This window comes from Flavobacterium sp. 9R, from assembly GCF_902506345.1.
GTDB lineage: Bacteria > Bacteroidota > Bacteroidia > Flavobacteriales > Flavobacteriaceae > Flavobacterium.
In genome coordinates this window covers 66672-81554 of record NZ_LR733428.1, presented here as the reverse complement: position 1 = coordinate 81554, position 14883 = coordinate 66672, and the positions used below count along the sequence as shown (strand labels likewise).

The following is a 14883-nucleotide window of genomic DNA, read 5'->3' as shown; positions in this document are numbered from 1 at the left end:
TGTCAATCATAACTATGTAAATATATAAAAGGTTAAAAAGTTATTTCCGAAAATTTTTGAGCTTTTTGAATTAGCTCAAATTTTCAGAATAACTTTTCAACTTACACAGTTAGTGAGACACTACCATTAGGAAATCAACACAGAATCTTTGCGGTAAATTTTTCACCACGAATATTTTAAGAATACTTATATGCCTTTCCATTTTTACTTCACTATAACTCACCGTAACTATATGACCTTATATGCCTTATATGTTTTAAAAAAGCGGTTAATTGGTTAACTGTTTAATCGTTTATTCTTTGCGTCCCTTGCGTAAATCATTGCTTGCTTTGCGGTTAATTTTTTGCCACAGACATTTTAAAAACACTTAATTGTCCTTTCATTTTTACTTGACAACAACACAGCACAACTTATATGACCTTATATGTCTTATATGTTTAAGAAATACTAAAAAGGATACCCAATCGCCAAGTTAAAAATCAAGTTTTCTTTTCTCCACGCTCCATTCCCCAAGTTGATTTGGTCAATGACCCAACGATTCCCTTCAGGAAGATAAGGCTTACGAAGTGGGAAAGCAAAATCCGTTCGGAGGATGAGGAAAGACAAGTCAAAACGCAATCCAAGTCCAGCGCCGACCGCCATTTCTTTCATAAAGTTTTTAGAAAATTTGGCTCCTGGTTTGTCTTTGTTTTCATTGAGTAACCAAATATTTCCTGCGTCGATAAAAGCGGCTCCTTTCACAAAACTAAACAAGGTAGTTCGGTATTCAGTGTTAAGTTCGATTTTGATATCTCCCGATTGGTCTGCCAAAAAACCATCAGTATTTACCGCTTTATCGAGGTAACTTCCAGGTCCAATAGAACGCGCTCTAAAGGCACGAATACTGTTCGTTCCTCCAATAAAAAACTGTTTGATAAAAGGCATTTCTTTAGAATTTCCAAAAGGCAAAGCGGTACCTACTATAATTCGACTCGCCAATTGGGTTTCCTTTCCTAATTTTAAAAAATGGCGGAATTCATTTTCGAATTTTATATATTGGCTGAAAGGCACTCCAAATACTTTTAGCGTATCTTTTTTGTCGATGTTGGCACCAGCAATTAAACCTGTCACCGCAGCCGATAAGTCTACTGTGCCTTTGTAATAGATGGTGTTTTTCTTTCTCTTCTGTGCGGTGTTGGAGTAGGTGTAAGAGTAAGTAGGACCAAAAATAAGTTGGCGTTCGATTACTTTTCCTAAGGATGGATTCAAATCCACCTCATCGAGGTACAATTGCGTTACGTTTTGAGGTCGGGCAAAAATGACTTCACCTATGTTTAGTGTATGTTCTCGTCGTGCATTTTCTTTCCAGTTGTACCCAAACAGCGCTTTAAACGTTTGCAGCCTATACAATTGCTGGCGATCTTGAAATTCATAGCCTAAAGTGGCCTTGGTTTTTGGAGTAAAGCGATTGCTCATTTTGAAACGGATAGGGGAAATCATTCGTGGCCAAATCAAATTGGCTTCGGTACCAATGCGGTAGACGTTATATCCATTATTTTGCCCTGAGATTTGTACTTCATATCCACCAAATATAGAAATAGAAAGTAGTTCGGCTCCTCTAAACGTATTGCGATGGCTCCAATTGGCATTCAGTTCAGTTCCGTGATAATTGGCCGAATTGGTTTTAGCTAAAACTTCAAATCGCAATGCTTTTCGTTCTAAAGGAGATAAGTAGTAAAAGGCATCTAAATAATTGCCTTCTATCAACGAAGGCTGAAATTCATTTTTGACCAATTTAAAAACGCCCAAATTCACCAAACGATTTAAGGATAGATTGTGATTGGTACGGTTGTATACATCACCTTTTTTGAAGTACAGTGCGTGATCAAAAATTTTGGGTTTGAACAACGAATCGCGGTCTACGATTGTAAAATCTTTGTATTGGGTCACTGCTTTTTTGGAGGCGCTGATGGTGTCGGCTCCCAAGGTGTAATTGGGATAAATTACAATTTGGTTGATTTTATAAATAAATCGGGCACGGGCGGGTGTTTCCTCTTTTACTTTTAGAATCAAATCGACTTCTTGTTGGGCTACGGTTGAGTCCACTTGAATTTTTAAATATTCGGGACTGAAGTAATAAAACCCTAATTCTTTTAAGCGTTCGTCGATACGGACGCGCTCTTCTTTTATGGTTTCTAGGCTGTAGGTATTGCCAATTTTGAGCAAACTTCTTCTTTCGGTACTGCTAATGGCTTTGGACAAATCCGAGGAATCTTTCGGGAAAACTACTTTTTTGATGCGGTACTGTTTGGAAGGTGTTACGGTGTATATTGCCTGAATGTTTTTGCCTTTTATAATCGTATCCGCTTTGGTTTTTGCATTGAAAAATCCTTTGTTTTCCAAATAATTTTGGAGTACTAAGCGATTGTATTCGGGATCTAGTTTGGTGTTCAAAACGGGTGGCTCACCTACTTTGGTACGCAACCAATTTCGCCATCCTTTTTCGGTTTTGGGTGTTCCCGCCAAATTGTAAATGGATAGTTTTGGATAAATGCCTAAGAAAGATTGATTGGGAATCGGACGTACTAAAGTACTCAATTCTGTAGCCAATGCTTTTTTTTCTTTTGAGCTGCTTGGTCCTTCAACCGTTACTTTGGCACCCGTATACAGCAATTCGCCCTCTGCTAGATTTTTAGTAGATGAACAGCTTTGAAGCCCGATGGCGACAAGCAAAATGAATACTATTTTGTGATACATTTTCACTGTACTTTGGTTTTGATTCCTTATTTACTCAACGGTTGCTATTATTTTTAACCACATAGAGACATAGAATTTTTAGTTTTAAAAGAGAGAAAAAGACGCTTTACTATTCACATAGTTGTTCTATGTGTGAAATAATGTTATTGCTATTTATTCTTTTTTTATTTATTTAGGTTTAATCTATGATTCTATGTGGTTTGTTTTAATTTCAACTACTGTTTATTTACTTCTCTGAAACAACTCTTTAAATTTATTGTAATCCATCGTAATGATGAAAGAGACCCCCGTTTCGACTACTTCTCCTTGAAGCGCTACTTGGTATTTGTTTACACGATACCCTCTTATTTTGTAACGACCGTCTTTTGTGATTTGGTAATCGATAGAAACATCTCCTGCAATATTGGTGGCTTTTTCATTGGCTTGCTGGCTGCCTTCCAATTCGAAACTACTGCCTACGGTAACTTTTACTCGGTCATTGAATAGTTTTTTGGATACAGCGACGTTCAAATCTGTTTTTTCTTCTTTTTTTCCTGTCGAGTAATCTTCGGTGGATTGCAAATCAAAATTCAATTCTACACCTTTTATTAAATTGCCAGCAAAGTTGTTCAACTGATTGGATAAAATTTTACTTGCACTTCCTCTTGCCATCGATTCTGCCGAGAAACCTGATTCGCTCGATAACGGATTTTCGCCCATAAAATTACCCAAAACCAATAGAGCAAAAACCTGTTTATTCATTTCGTTCGGGTCTTGGCGTAATTGTTCAAGTTTGGCTTTGGTAGTACTCATTACCTTTGAGGAAACCGAATTGTTTTCTGGCATTACGATATCAAATGCAATTTCGGGCTTCATAATTTCACCTGTCATTTTTAACTCGGTTTCAAACGGAATTTTCTCTTTATAGGTGTTTTTTTCTGAGTCTGAAACACTACCAATTTGGTTTAACACCAAGTCGATAGGCGCCGTGGTCACTTTGTACACTGCGGTAATATTGATGTCGGCTTCCATAGGTTCACCTTTCCATAAAATATAACTTCCTTTTTTGATGTCGAATTTCTTTTTGATGGAACTGAACGTCATTTCATATTGTCCTTCTTCTATCTCATATTTTCCGGTCAAATTAGTTTTTCCGGAGGCGTCAATACCACCGTTTAAGTTGGCTGTGCCTTTTACTTTTACAAAATCGCCCGTAGTTTTATCAATAATCATTGTTAGTTCGGCGTCTTTGTCTACCGTAATATCCACTGATGCATTGATACCCATAATGTCGCTTTGACTGGCTTTTTCATCCCCTTTTAAAGTAGTCGCCAGCGCAGGATGGTCTTGGTCGATAAACTCAACAATGCCTTCTCTGTCGGCTATTGAGGGGTCGGATTGTGGGACAACGATGGTAAATTTGGTGTCTTTATTTACTTTAATTGCGCCCTTGATTATTGGATTTTTACTAGTTCCAGTAATAGTGATGTGGTTGTCTAGGAATAATTCGCCATAGAACAATTCGTTATCTTTCGCTTTGGAGTTGATGGCTTTAAAGTTTTTAGCATCAATGGCCAAATCAAAAGCGAGGTTGTCCAAAGAAGTGGTATTAATTAGACCATCAATAATCAAGTCATTGTTTTTTTCGTCTTTTATCGTAAACTTTTTAAAGATGATTTTTTGATTTTCAAAAGCAATGGCATCGTTAATGGAATTGAAGTTGGCGTTGAGTTGTTTTACATTGAAACCAACGTTGTTAAATTGCAAGAGTCCATTTAAATTTGGTTCGGCAGTTGTTCCTTTGATGTCGAAGTTACCTGACAAATAACCACTACTTTTAATCAATTGCCCCATTGAAAAGCCTTGAATACTCTTCATATTGAGTTTCGCTATGGCCAATTTCATATCGAAGCTATCGCTTTGGCTACTATAAGTCCCGTCTAGCCTTACGTCATTTTCTTGACCTGTGAGGGCTACGTGCGTATCGTATTCGTTTTCTCTTTCGTTTTTAATTTGAATCACAAAATCGCCAACAGCTTCTTTTTTGAAAGTAAAGGCATCGATTTTTATATCTGAGGTGAAAAGTGGTTGCGTCGCTATGTTTTTGACCACAGCCGTACCGTTGATTTTTCCGCTCATTTGCCAGTCGTCTTTTTCGACCATACTACTTATCGTTTGTATGTCGAAATTTTCAAATGCTAAAGCGATAGGAGCATTGGCGTTTGACGTTTGCGATTGCACGCTAATACTGCTTCCTTCGTGTTCTAATTTGAAATCCGAAATAATCAATCCTTTGGGTGTCGAAATGATTTGATTGTTTTCTGGGATTTGCCAATTTTCGTAATTCAGCAAGACATTTTTATCCAAGTGGAGCAAAGTATTGCCTTGACTGGTTTTTACATTTCCAGCAAGGAAATAACGCTCTTTGTCTTTATTATCTTTAAGTTGCAAGGCATAATCGATTTGATTGTTGGCTACTTTTCCCGACAGTAAAGTAAAAGGCAATTGCATTTGTGGATTTTGAATATCATCAATGGTTACGCTATAGTTCAGCGCATTATCATTGGTAGAAATGTTCAAATCGGCATTGGTGATGGTTTGATTGCCATACACTAGTTTTGGCATTTTTCCAGTGACTGCAATCGAATCGTTTACCGAATTGTAGCGTCCCGAAAACTGAATAGGAGCCAATTCCTTTACCTCAGGCAATAACTGTGCAAACAACGGACTTTCTTTGGTATTGAGCGTAAAGCTGAATTGTTGCGGAGCCGTTGTTTTTCTTTTGGCTTTTGGTGTCGTATTGTAATAATGCGCTATCGAGTTTTGTAAAGCCGTTGCTAATTGACTTATTTTAAATTGTCCTTCCATAGTCGCATCCACAAGGCTAGAGTTCAAGAGCAATTCGGTTTTTTCTTTATTGGATACCGCTTTAAATTGAACAGAATCTATCGGGAACGCTCCTTTTTCATTGGTGATTACGAGTTGATGTGCGACTACCGTTCCATTAAGTCTATCCAAATCGGCGGAAAGGATATTGGCATCGACTTCGCCTTTTAGTTTTAAAGGTCCTGCGTGAAGGTTTAGTTTTTCTAAATCGGCGATGTCCAAATGAAGTTTTACGTTTCCTTTTGGCGTTTTACCGTTCATCCCTCCAGTTCCTGTCAAAGTAAAAGTCAAATTGGGGTCGTTCGCATCCATCGTGGCTTCAAAAAGCCCTTGTTTAAGAGCGCCATTCCAACTCAAATTTTGATAGGTGTACTTGTTGTACATCAGTTTAGATACCGTTCCCGTACTTACAATTGTAGCTGTTTTTGGGTCCAATCCTGTCCCTTTTACTCGGATGCGGCTACTTATTTTACCCAAATCCTTATTCTGAATCAAACGACCGATATCAAAATTCGTTAACTCGGCTTGGGCGTCGTAGCGTTCTTTGTTTTTTTGGCGTTGGTCGAAAGTGGCTTTTACTTTGGCTTTGCCAAAACTACTATTCAGCACCACATCGGTAAAAAAGGAATGAATCGTTCCTTTGAAACTTCCTTTTCCACTCAATTGATTGGGTAAGCTAAGGTTAGTAGGCAAACTTCCTTTGGGAGCGAATTGTTGCAAGTCTTTGGCGGTCGACTCAAAATTTTGAATGGCGATGTCGAATCGGGCTTGGTCTACATTGGGTAAGCCTACGATTGAACCACTCGCTTGCAATTTGGTTTTGCCAATGCCGCTCACTTCGAGATTGGGAATTTCGATGCGATTCAGTTTGCCCGAAACGGTACTGTTAATCAGTAAAATTCCTTTAGGATTACTCGCAAACGGATTGGTGTTGGTCAATTGTGGCGCCAACAAAAGCACATCTTTGAAACCCAACTGACTCTTTTTTAGATTCGCCTTTACGGATATTTCACCCGGATTTTTACTTAGAGTCGCTACAGAAGGATAACCCAAAAGCACTTGGTTGCGCAAAAGGGTTTGAGGTGTTTTGAGGTACAGCTTTTTCAAATAGCTGTTTTTGGGGCCAAAGAAAAAGTCGGTGGAGAGAGAATCTATGACCAAACCACTTTGTTCTTTTCCGGCAAAAGAAGCTACGTTGACCGCAATCGATTCGGGTTTGTAATGAAAATTAGCCGCTTTGAGGTGGGCTTTTTTGAGTTGGATATGGTTGTAATCTAATCCTTTTGACAAACGGTTAAAGTTGTTGTTGTCAAACTGAAAAAACAGTTGAGCGACATCGGTTTGATTGATTTTCACTTCCCATTGGTTCGGTTTTTCGGCGGGGTTGGTGACCTTGGGAGCTGCAATCTTATTCACTTTACCCAAAGCTACGGCACCTCTTAGGTTTTCGAAATTCAGGGTGTTGATGACCACGAGTTCATTGGCCAAATCAATCAAATCTATTTTGGTGTACCAGCGTTTGAAGGAAACGTGGGCTTTGGTTTTTTGAACGGATTCTAAGTAATCGACTTGTACTTTGCGAATATCAATTTCGCCAAGGTTGATTTTCCAAACGGGCGAGGGAGCTGTAGCTCTTTTGTTGGACACTACCGTTTTGGGAGTTGCTTTTAGGGCTTGCGATACATCTGCGGTGAGTCCAGTGACTTTGATTTTGGGCAGGTCGATTTCTTGTTTTTCTAAATCGAAGGCTTGGAATTCGGTGTCGAAATGTTTGAGTTTTAGTGTTGCCTTGATGGGCTCTTTGGCATCATTGTATATGAAACGTATTTGGTTCAGATTGATTTTACGCAACACGATAGCCATAGGCTTCGAAGGCTCTTCTTTAGGTTTTTCTGGAGAAGCAAACGCTTGGGTGATGTAATCAAAATTGAATGTGCCTTGACGGTTGCGGTCTATTTTGGCAGTGATGCCTTCTAGTGTAATGCTGTTTAACGTTAGTTGGTTGCTAATCAAATCGACTAGGCTAAAATCGACGGCAAGATGTTGTCCTGCCAGTAAAGTGTCTTTCTTTTGGTCGGACAAATACAAGCCGTGTACTTTTATGGGTTGAAAAAGTCCAAACGAAAGCGAGTCGATTTGTACTTTGGTTTTGATTTTTTCTTGTAGGTAATCGACCGCTTGGTCTTTGGCGAATCGTTGTACCACGGGCAAATGCAGCGCTATACCCAAAACCAATAGCAAGAGGACAGCCCCCAAGACTATTTTGCGTACCACCGAAATACTTTTCTTGATATTAGGTTTCAAACGTTCGATTTTAGCATAAAAGTAGCTTTTTTAAAACAAAGTAGCAAGTGGTGGGTTGGGGGAGTTGCCAAGACTTAACAATATCTTTCTTTATCCTACAGACATTTTAGCTGATTCTTTCCATAAATAATTTGGCATTGGTTCATGTAGCTCCCATTTAATACTCATCGGTTTTGAACCTTCTGTCTCTATGAAATTTGCTTCACCAATAAAAACATAACCAAGGGTATTTCCGTTTTCGTCGTTTGCTTTTTCTCTAACAAAAAGAAGAATTTTTTTATTGATTTCAAGATGATTTATGTAAGATTGTCCTTTTGGAGTTTCTGGACCATAGGCATTATGAGATTGCCAATGAAATAATGTTTCACTGATAGCGTAATCATCATACATAGTGGTTGGAGAGAAATTTTCTTCTGATTTTATCAAGTTGATGAAAAGAATTTCTGTATTTAATCTTGCGTTAAAAGCCGCACCTTCTCTATTAGAGGATTTTTTATCAAAAGTACTTAACCCAAAAGCAACTAATATTTGGTCTCTTGTATATCGGGCATGCAATTTCAAAGGTTGTTCGTAAGGAAGTTTAATATCAATTTCTTTAAAACCAATTTTATCCATTAATAGTTCTAATACTTCAATAATTTCCTTAACAAGAGTTTTGTTTTTTCCAATTTGATTTATACTTTTTTCTAACGAATCAAAACCTCCAGCATTTTGCCAAACATCGTAATGAAGCATTAACAGCATTGTTTTTTCATTTTCACTAAAATCACTGATTCTAATGTTGAAATTTTGCTTTGCTATTTGTAAGATGAAATTGAAATAACTTGTGGAATTTGTAGACAACCACTTTTTACCAATGGCTGAATAAATTTGCTTTTCATTAATTGGTTCAAAATCATCAATCACTCCTGCTTTTTGACATAATCTTGACCAACTGTCTTTTTTGTAAATTGTTTCGATTGACAAATGATTTAAACTAATGAAATTTTCTAATGTTAATGGCAAGGTGGTTTGATGTTGGAAATTTCTAATCTTTGCTATCAACTGATTTACATTTAAAGATGTTGCTCTTTTGATATTTTCTAAAATAGTTTCTTTTGCTTTCTTTTCTAAAATGATTGAACATCCTAATGGTAAATGAGGAAAATCATCTTCAATTTCCTTTTGAACAGATGTCGTTGTTTTGCCGATAAGAGCTCTAAATTTACTTTCAAAATCATATTCAGGTCTTGAGTTACCTACGAAATCTAAAACAGTCAAACAATCTTTTCCTTCTGCTAAACGCAAACCACGTCCTAATTGTTGAAGAAAAACCGTTAAACTTTCAGTTGGTCTTAAAAATAATACGGTATCAATTTCTGGAATATCAACACCTTCATTGAAAATATCAACTACAAATAAGTAATTGAATTCATTTTTCTTGAATTGTGCCCGAATTTTTTCTCTTTCATTTGAATTTTTACTCGTTAAACATTCAGCTTTTATTCCCGCTAAATTGAACTTTTCTGTCATAAAAAGAGCATGCTCTTGAGTAACACAAAATCCAATAGCTCTGACATCATTTAGGTCGTTTGTATATTTTTCAAGATTTGAAATTATTTGTCCAACTCTCACATCGTTTTTTGTGTATAAACTGGTCAACTCACTGGCAACATACTTGCCTTTTTCCCATTTAACGTTCGTTAAGTCAATACTATCTGTTATTCCAAAATATTGAAACGGACATAATAATTTTTTGTTTAGTGCTTCTGGAAGTCTAATTTCAGCAGCAATGCGATTGCAAAAATCCTCCAAAATATTTTCACCATCCATTCTTTCAGGAGTAGCTGTTAATCCTAACAGCACTTTTGGCTTGAAGTAATTAATTATAGGTCGATAGGTTGCTGCTGAAATATGATGCACTTCATCAACTATTATAAAATCATAATAATCAGGTGAAAGTTTGATGTCTTTAAGTCTATTATTCAAAGTTTGAACCGAAGCAAAAACATATTCATTTGAATTGGGTTCCAATCCGTCAACCCATAAATCGCCGAAATTATTGTCTTTTAAAACTCCTTGAAAAGTAGCTTTTGCTTGCTGCAAAATTTCTTTTCTATGAGCGACAAAAAGTAATTTTGATGATTCATTATTGTTTCTGAAATTTTTATAATCAAAAGCAGAAATGACTGTTTTTCCTGTCCCTGTTGCAGCAACTACAAGATTTCTATATCTATTGTGTACTGACCTTTCCACTTCTAATTTTTCAAGTATTTCACTTTGATAATGAAAAGGTTTGATATCAAAATAAGAGGTTGTAAAAGTATATTCCTTTGAAAATTTCCCTTGTTTTAAAGCTTCGACTAATTTTACAGAATGAATATTTTTATCATATAATTCAAACTCAGAATTTTGCCAATAAGCTTCGAATGTTTTCTTGAACTTGTCAATAATATGACCAACTTCTTTGGTGGTTACTTTTAAATTCCATTCTAATCCATCTGTCAAAGCAGAACGAGAAAAGTTGGATGAGCCAATATAGCCAGTATGGAAACCCGTTTTTCTTTGAAACAAATACGCTTTCGCATGTAATCGTTCATTTCCTGTGTTGTAAGAAATTTTGACTTCTGTATTTTTTAATGAGGATAAAAACTCCACTGCTTTTGCGTCCGTTGCTCCAATATAAGTAGTTGTGATTACTCTCAGTTTGCCACCTCTTTCAGTAAATTCTTTTAGTTCTCTTTCAAGAATTCTAATTCCTTTCCATTTAATGAATGAAACTAGTAAATCAATTTCATCCGATGATAAAATTTCTTTTCTTAATTCACTTTCTAAAGTTGTACCTGAATTACCACCTGTAAAAAGTTCACTATGAATTAATCTTGTGTAAGGTGTAATTTCTTTTAGGTGTAAATCTAAGTCTGTAAAATGACTGTCAACTTTGGTAAATACAGCTTTCAGTATTTTTCCTTCAGTTTCTATCAAATCATCCTCAAACTCTTCTTTCTTTAATTCTTCTTTTAAAAATAAAATGATTTTATTGGCGATTTCAATTTGAGTTTCAAGTATGTCGTCACCTTTAATTAAATTAAAAGCTTGCTTTATAGTTTTGCCGATATGTTGAGATAATAATTGAGCAGCTTCTGCTTTGTCAATTGAAGTTTTCTTTACCTGAAAAGTATCTTTGTTTAATTCGTTTAATTTATAATTTATCAGTTTAGTAACTAATTCTTCATACAATCCTTGGTTCATAGTTCCAGTTTTAGAAATTCTTCAACAATCGGTAAATCAGCTTCAGCCCAATCTAAATGCAAAAGTTCTGATTTATCAAGTAGTTTATAATCATTATGTTCGGCTAAAATAATTTCTCCTGAAACATATTCTGATAGAAATGGAATCAAATTAATGGTAAAAGTTCCATAATTATAAATACTATTTGATAATTGTCTTACAACTTCAATTTCAATATTGATTTCTTCTTTGATTTCTCTTTTAATGCATTCAATTACATTTTCACCTTCTTCCAATTTTCCACCTGGGAATTCCCATTTTAAAGGCAATTTCATTTGTTCACTTCTTTGAGTGACTAGTATTTTGTTGTTTATCTTAATGATTGCACAAGTTACATTTATCATTTAATGATTTTTTAATAAAAATAGTTTTTTGAATTTATATTTATTAAAAAAGTCAAAGTTATTTGCATAAATAAATAAACAAACAACGCTTCTCCATTCCCAGAGAAGCGTTGTTTATTTTATGTTTTTTTTTTTTTTTTGAGATGAATTGTGCTGCTGTTTTGTTGTTTTTTGTCGCAAATAGTTACAATTTTTGCGACAAAAAAATAAAGGTATAGCTGTAAAAACTACTGAAGATAAAGTATCAGTATCTATTTTTTTACGGTAGTTTTTTCTTTTACAATTGTTTTTGCAACTACTTTTTTAGATTTGCTACTAGCAATAAAATCACTAATTTTTTTTCTCTCTTGATCCGTTAAAGGGGGACTTTGAATGATAAAATCCACACCTTTGGGTTCTTTTATGATGTTCATATTGTTACGATTTAAAATATTTTTTTACTAACTTTTTTGCTGCTTCGGTTTCAATAATCATTCTTTGATTTTTAAAATGGTAAGTACATAAATTTTCTTCGTAATGTTTGCTAAAGTTTTTTTAATGTTCTTCGAAACCTTATTCGTTCTGGCTAGCCCCGGGAGTAGTGGCATCCTTTGTGGCCTCGTTTTTTTGAACGAGGCTACAAAGTAGAACGAATCACGGGAGGGGACGTACTTGCGGTCCTTAGGCGGGCTGCTCCCAAAAAGGATAATCGGTATAGCCACGGCTGCTGCCTCCTCCAAAAAGCGTGTGGGTGTCGCTGATGGGATTGAGTGGGGCGTCTTGGAGTAGGCGTTGGGGATAATCGGGATTGGTCAAGAAGTTGCGGCCAAAACCAATTAAGTCCACGAGTTGTGCGGCTAGTAATTGCTCTCCTTCCTCGGGAGTTTTGTTGCCGGTGGCGATGATGGTGTTTTTGAAATCGTTTCGGAGTTGGATTCTGAAGTCCATTGGAATTTGCGGTGCGTCGTCCCAATCAGCTTCCGACAAATGGATATAGGCGATGTCAAGCTTGTTGAGTTGGGCGGCGGCTAGGGCAATGGTTTCAAGGATTTCGGGGTCGTTCATGTCCTTGAAACTGATGAAAGGTGACAAGCGAACGCCTGTTTTTTCTTTTCCAATGGCTTGGGCAACGGCTGTGGTGGTTTCCATCAAGAATCGGATGCGGTTTTCTTGGCTTCCGCCATAAGCATCGGTGCGTTGGTTGCTGTTGCTTCTGAGAAACTGGTCGATGAGGTAGCCATTGGCGGCGTGAATTTCAACGCCATCAAAACCCGCTGCTATGGCGTTTTTGGCGCCTTGTACGAATTCGGCAATCGCTTGGTCGATATCGGCTTGGGTCATTGCTTTTGGTTCGTCTACGGGCACAAAAGTAGCATCGCCATTGGGTGCGCCATCAAAAATGTACACGTTGGTTTTTTGAGCAGTAATTGCCGAAGGAGCGAGGGGTTGCAATCCGTTGACTTGTGCGCTACCCACACGACCTACGTGCCACAATTGGAGGAAAATGGTGCTTCCGGCTTGGTGCACGGCTTGGGTGGTCAATTTCCAGCCTTCGATTTGTTCGGGCGAGTAAATGCCGGGAGTTTTGGCGTAGCCCATACCTTGCAACGAAACCTGTGTGGCTTCGGTGATGATAATTCCAGCCGAGGCGCGTTGGGCATAGTATTCGGCCATCAATGTATTTGGAACGTCTCCAGGTTGTGAGGTTCTAGAACGGGTCATCGGTGCCATTAGGAAACGATTTTTGAGTTCGTTAGGTCCGAATTGGTATTTTGAAAATAGCTGAGGTAAGTTCATATTGTTGTTGTCTTAGTTTTTGAAAAATGTTTTGTTGACAAACTGGTACACGACAGTAAACAGTAGCAACCACAAAACCACCATCAAAGCATAGCCCCAATTGCCCAACGACCAACCAAAGACAAACAACCAGGTCTCGTGTTGGTATATAGGATTAAAAGCTTGCCAATAATTTGTCGGTCCACCGCTAGAAATTAGCAATACCACTAAGGATACCAAGTAAATTAGTAAAATGGTGAATACAGTGGTTAGGAGTATTTTTTTGAATGTCATGAGGGGTTGGTTTATGGTTTATGGTTTATGGTTTGTTGTTTATGGTTTGTGGGAAATTGTTTAAAGGTTTAAAAGTTTAAAGGTTTAAAGGTTTAAAAGTTTAAAAGTTTAAAGGTTTAATCTGTGTTCTATTTTCTATTTTCTTCCTTCTAACCTCTAACCTCTAACTTCGACCTATTTCCACGTTACGACTTCTTCGATAGTTCTTCTGGTTTTTGGTCGAGGGTCGATTACTCGGTAGCCAAAAGCGACCATATAAGCCAAGCCGTATTGGGTGGTGTCGATGCCAAAATGTTCGGCTAGGATGGCTTCGGATATTTTTTGGTTGAAGCCTTCGATAGGGCAGGAGTCAATGCCAATCATGGCAGCGGCTGTCATCATATTACCCAACGCGATATAGTTTTGTTTGGTGGCCCAGTCGAATAAGTGGCGTTCGTTGTTGAGGTCAAAATCTGATTTTTGAAAGTCTTCATAGAATTTTCCTTTGCCTTTTATGGTTTCTTCTGGAAGTTGCTGCACTTCTTTCATAAAATTTGCAATGTATTCGCTATCCCATTTGGTCAAAGGCGCTTTCATAGTTAATCCCAATACAAAATGACTTGCTGTTTCTAATTTTTTAGGAGCGCCCCAAGCATTTTGTTTCAGTAGCTCTCTCAAGTTTTTGTCTTGTACCACCACAAAATGCCAAGGTTCAAATCCAAAGGAACTAGGCGATAAACGAGCGGTTTCTAAAATAAAATCAAAATCGTCTTTGGGAATGATTTTGTTGGTATCAAATTCTTTGCAAGCGTGACGGAATTGAAAAGCGGACAGTATTTCTTGTTTGTTCATATGTTTCTGATTTTAAGAACTATAAAGATAAAATATTTTTTTGCAATTATTTTTTAGGAGTCAAATAGTTTTCGGTTTTGTTAATCCAATCCATACGTATGGGAGTGAAAATATCCAAATCCAACGTATTTTCTAAAGCCCAAAATTCGTGCGGAACATTAGGAGGAATAATTAAAACATCGCCTTTTTTTACAATATATTCTTTGTCGTTTATTTTGACCTTTACTTTTCCTTCGAGGATATGAGTGATTTGTTCATTGGGATGCTGGTGTTGCTGAATATGAGCTCCTTTTTCAAGTTTCAAATAAGCAATCATTCCGCCACTTCCATAAGCATATTTGCGTTCTACCTTGTCCATCATTTTTTCATACTTCAAAGTATCCATCGAAAAATGATTGACTTCATTGCCTTTTTGTGCCTTTGCTCCCCAAACTATTAGAAAGAGAGCGATTCCGATTATCGTTGTTTTATTCATAATTGCTTT

9 protein-coding genes are annotated in these 14883 nt (G+C 37.0%); all 9 read right to left on the bottom strand.

The annotated features are described in order from the left end of the window. Positions 1 to 447: 447 nt before the first annotated feature. The gene (locus FLAVO9AF_RS15660; RefSeq protein ID WP_159691483.1) at positions 448 to 2736 is read right to left on the bottom strand and encodes a BamA/TamA family outer membrane protein; all 2289 of its coding nucleotides are present in this window, start codon (positions 2734 to 2736) and stop codon (positions 448 to 450) included. A 222-nt stretch (positions 2737 to 2958) separates the two neighbouring features. Continuing rightward, entirely contained in the window at positions 2959 to 7905 is a 4947-nt protein-coding gene (locus tag FLAVO9AF_RS15655; protein WP_159691480.1) for a translocation/assembly module TamB domain-containing protein, read from the bottom strand. A gap of 90 nt (positions 7906 to 7995) precedes the next feature. After that, positions 7996 to 11136 carry a DEAD/DEAH box helicase gene (locus FLAVO9AF_RS15650; protein ID WP_159691477.1) on the bottom strand — a complete coding sequence of 1047 codons (3141 nt, stop codon included), beginning with the start codon at positions 11134 to 11136 and terminating at the stop codon, positions 7996 to 7998. After that, entirely contained in the window at positions 11133 to 11519 is a 387-nt protein-coding gene (locus tag FLAVO9AF_RS15645) for a (deoxy)nucleoside triphosphate pyrophosphohydrolase (RefSeq protein ID WP_159691474.1), read from the bottom strand. The genes FLAVO9AF_RS15650 and FLAVO9AF_RS15645 overlap by 4 nt, the downstream gene beginning before the upstream one ends. 251 nt (positions 11520 to 11770) lie before the next feature. Further along, positions 11771 to 11932, bottom strand: coding sequence for a hypothetical protein (locus FLAVO9AF_RS15640; protein ID WP_201296316.1), 162 nt, complete (start codon positions 11930 to 11932; stop codon positions 11771 to 11773). Positions 11933 to 12179: 247 nt separating this feature from the next. After that, the gene (locus FLAVO9AF_RS15635; RefSeq protein ID WP_159691471.1) at positions 12180 to 13295 is read right to left on the bottom strand and encodes an alkene reductase; all 1116 of its coding nucleotides are present in this window, start codon (positions 13293 to 13295) and stop codon (positions 12180 to 12182) included. A 12-nt stretch (positions 13296 to 13307) separates the two neighbouring features. Beyond that, positions 13308 to 13568 (bottom strand): hypothetical protein, encoded by a 261-nt coding sequence (locus FLAVO9AF_RS15630; RefSeq protein ID WP_159691468.1) that lies wholly within the window; start codon positions 13566 to 13568, stop codon positions 13308 to 13310. Positions 13569 to 13742: 174 nt separating this feature from the next. Beyond that, on the bottom strand, positions 13743 to 14399 hold the full coding sequence (locus FLAVO9AF_RS15625) for an NAD(P)H-dependent oxidoreductase (protein WP_159691465.1): 657 nt from the start codon (positions 14397 to 14399) through the stop codon (positions 13743 to 13745). Between the two features lie 46 nt (positions 14400 to 14445). Then, positions 14446 to 14874 (bottom strand): cupin domain-containing protein, encoded by a 429-nt coding sequence (locus FLAVO9AF_RS15620; protein ID WP_159691462.1) that lies wholly within the window; start codon positions 14872 to 14874, stop codon positions 14446 to 14448. Positions 14875 to 14883: the final 9 nt, after the last annotated feature.

What these genes read in the sequence shown, in the direction of transcription:
- FLAVO9AF_RS15660 (WP_159691483.1), bottom strand. Translation starts at nt 2,736, where the DNA reads ATGTATCACAAAATAGTATTCATTTTGCTTGTCGCCATCGGGCTTCAA.
- FLAVO9AF_RS15650 (WP_159691477.1), bottom strand. Translation starts at nt 11,136, where the DNA reads ATGAACCAAGGATTGTATGAAGAATTAGTTACTAAACTGATAAATTAT.
- FLAVO9AF_RS15645 (WP_159691474.1), bottom strand. Translation starts at nt 11,519, where the DNA reads ATGATAAATGTAACTTGTGCAATCATTAAGATAAACAACAAAATACTA.
- FLAVO9AF_RS15640 (WP_201296316.1), bottom strand. Translation starts at nt 11,932, where the DNA reads ATGAACATCATAAAAGAACCCAAAGGTGTGGATTTTATCATTCAAAGT.
- FLAVO9AF_RS15635 (WP_159691471.1), bottom strand. Translation starts at nt 13,295, where the DNA reads ATGAACTTACCTCAGCTATTTTCAAAATACCAATTCGGACCTAACGAA.
- FLAVO9AF_RS15630 (WP_159691468.1), bottom strand. Translation starts at nt 13,568, where the DNA reads ATGACATTCAAAAAAATACTCCTAACCACTGTATTCACCATTTTACTA.
- FLAVO9AF_RS15625 (WP_159691465.1), bottom strand. Translation starts at nt 14,399, where the DNA reads ATGAACAAACAAGAAATACTGTCCGCTTTTCAATTCCGTCACGCTTGC.
- FLAVO9AF_RS15620 (WP_159691462.1), bottom strand. Translation starts at nt 14,874, where the DNA reads ATGAATAAAACAACGATAATCGGAATCGCTCTCTTTCTAATAGTTTGG.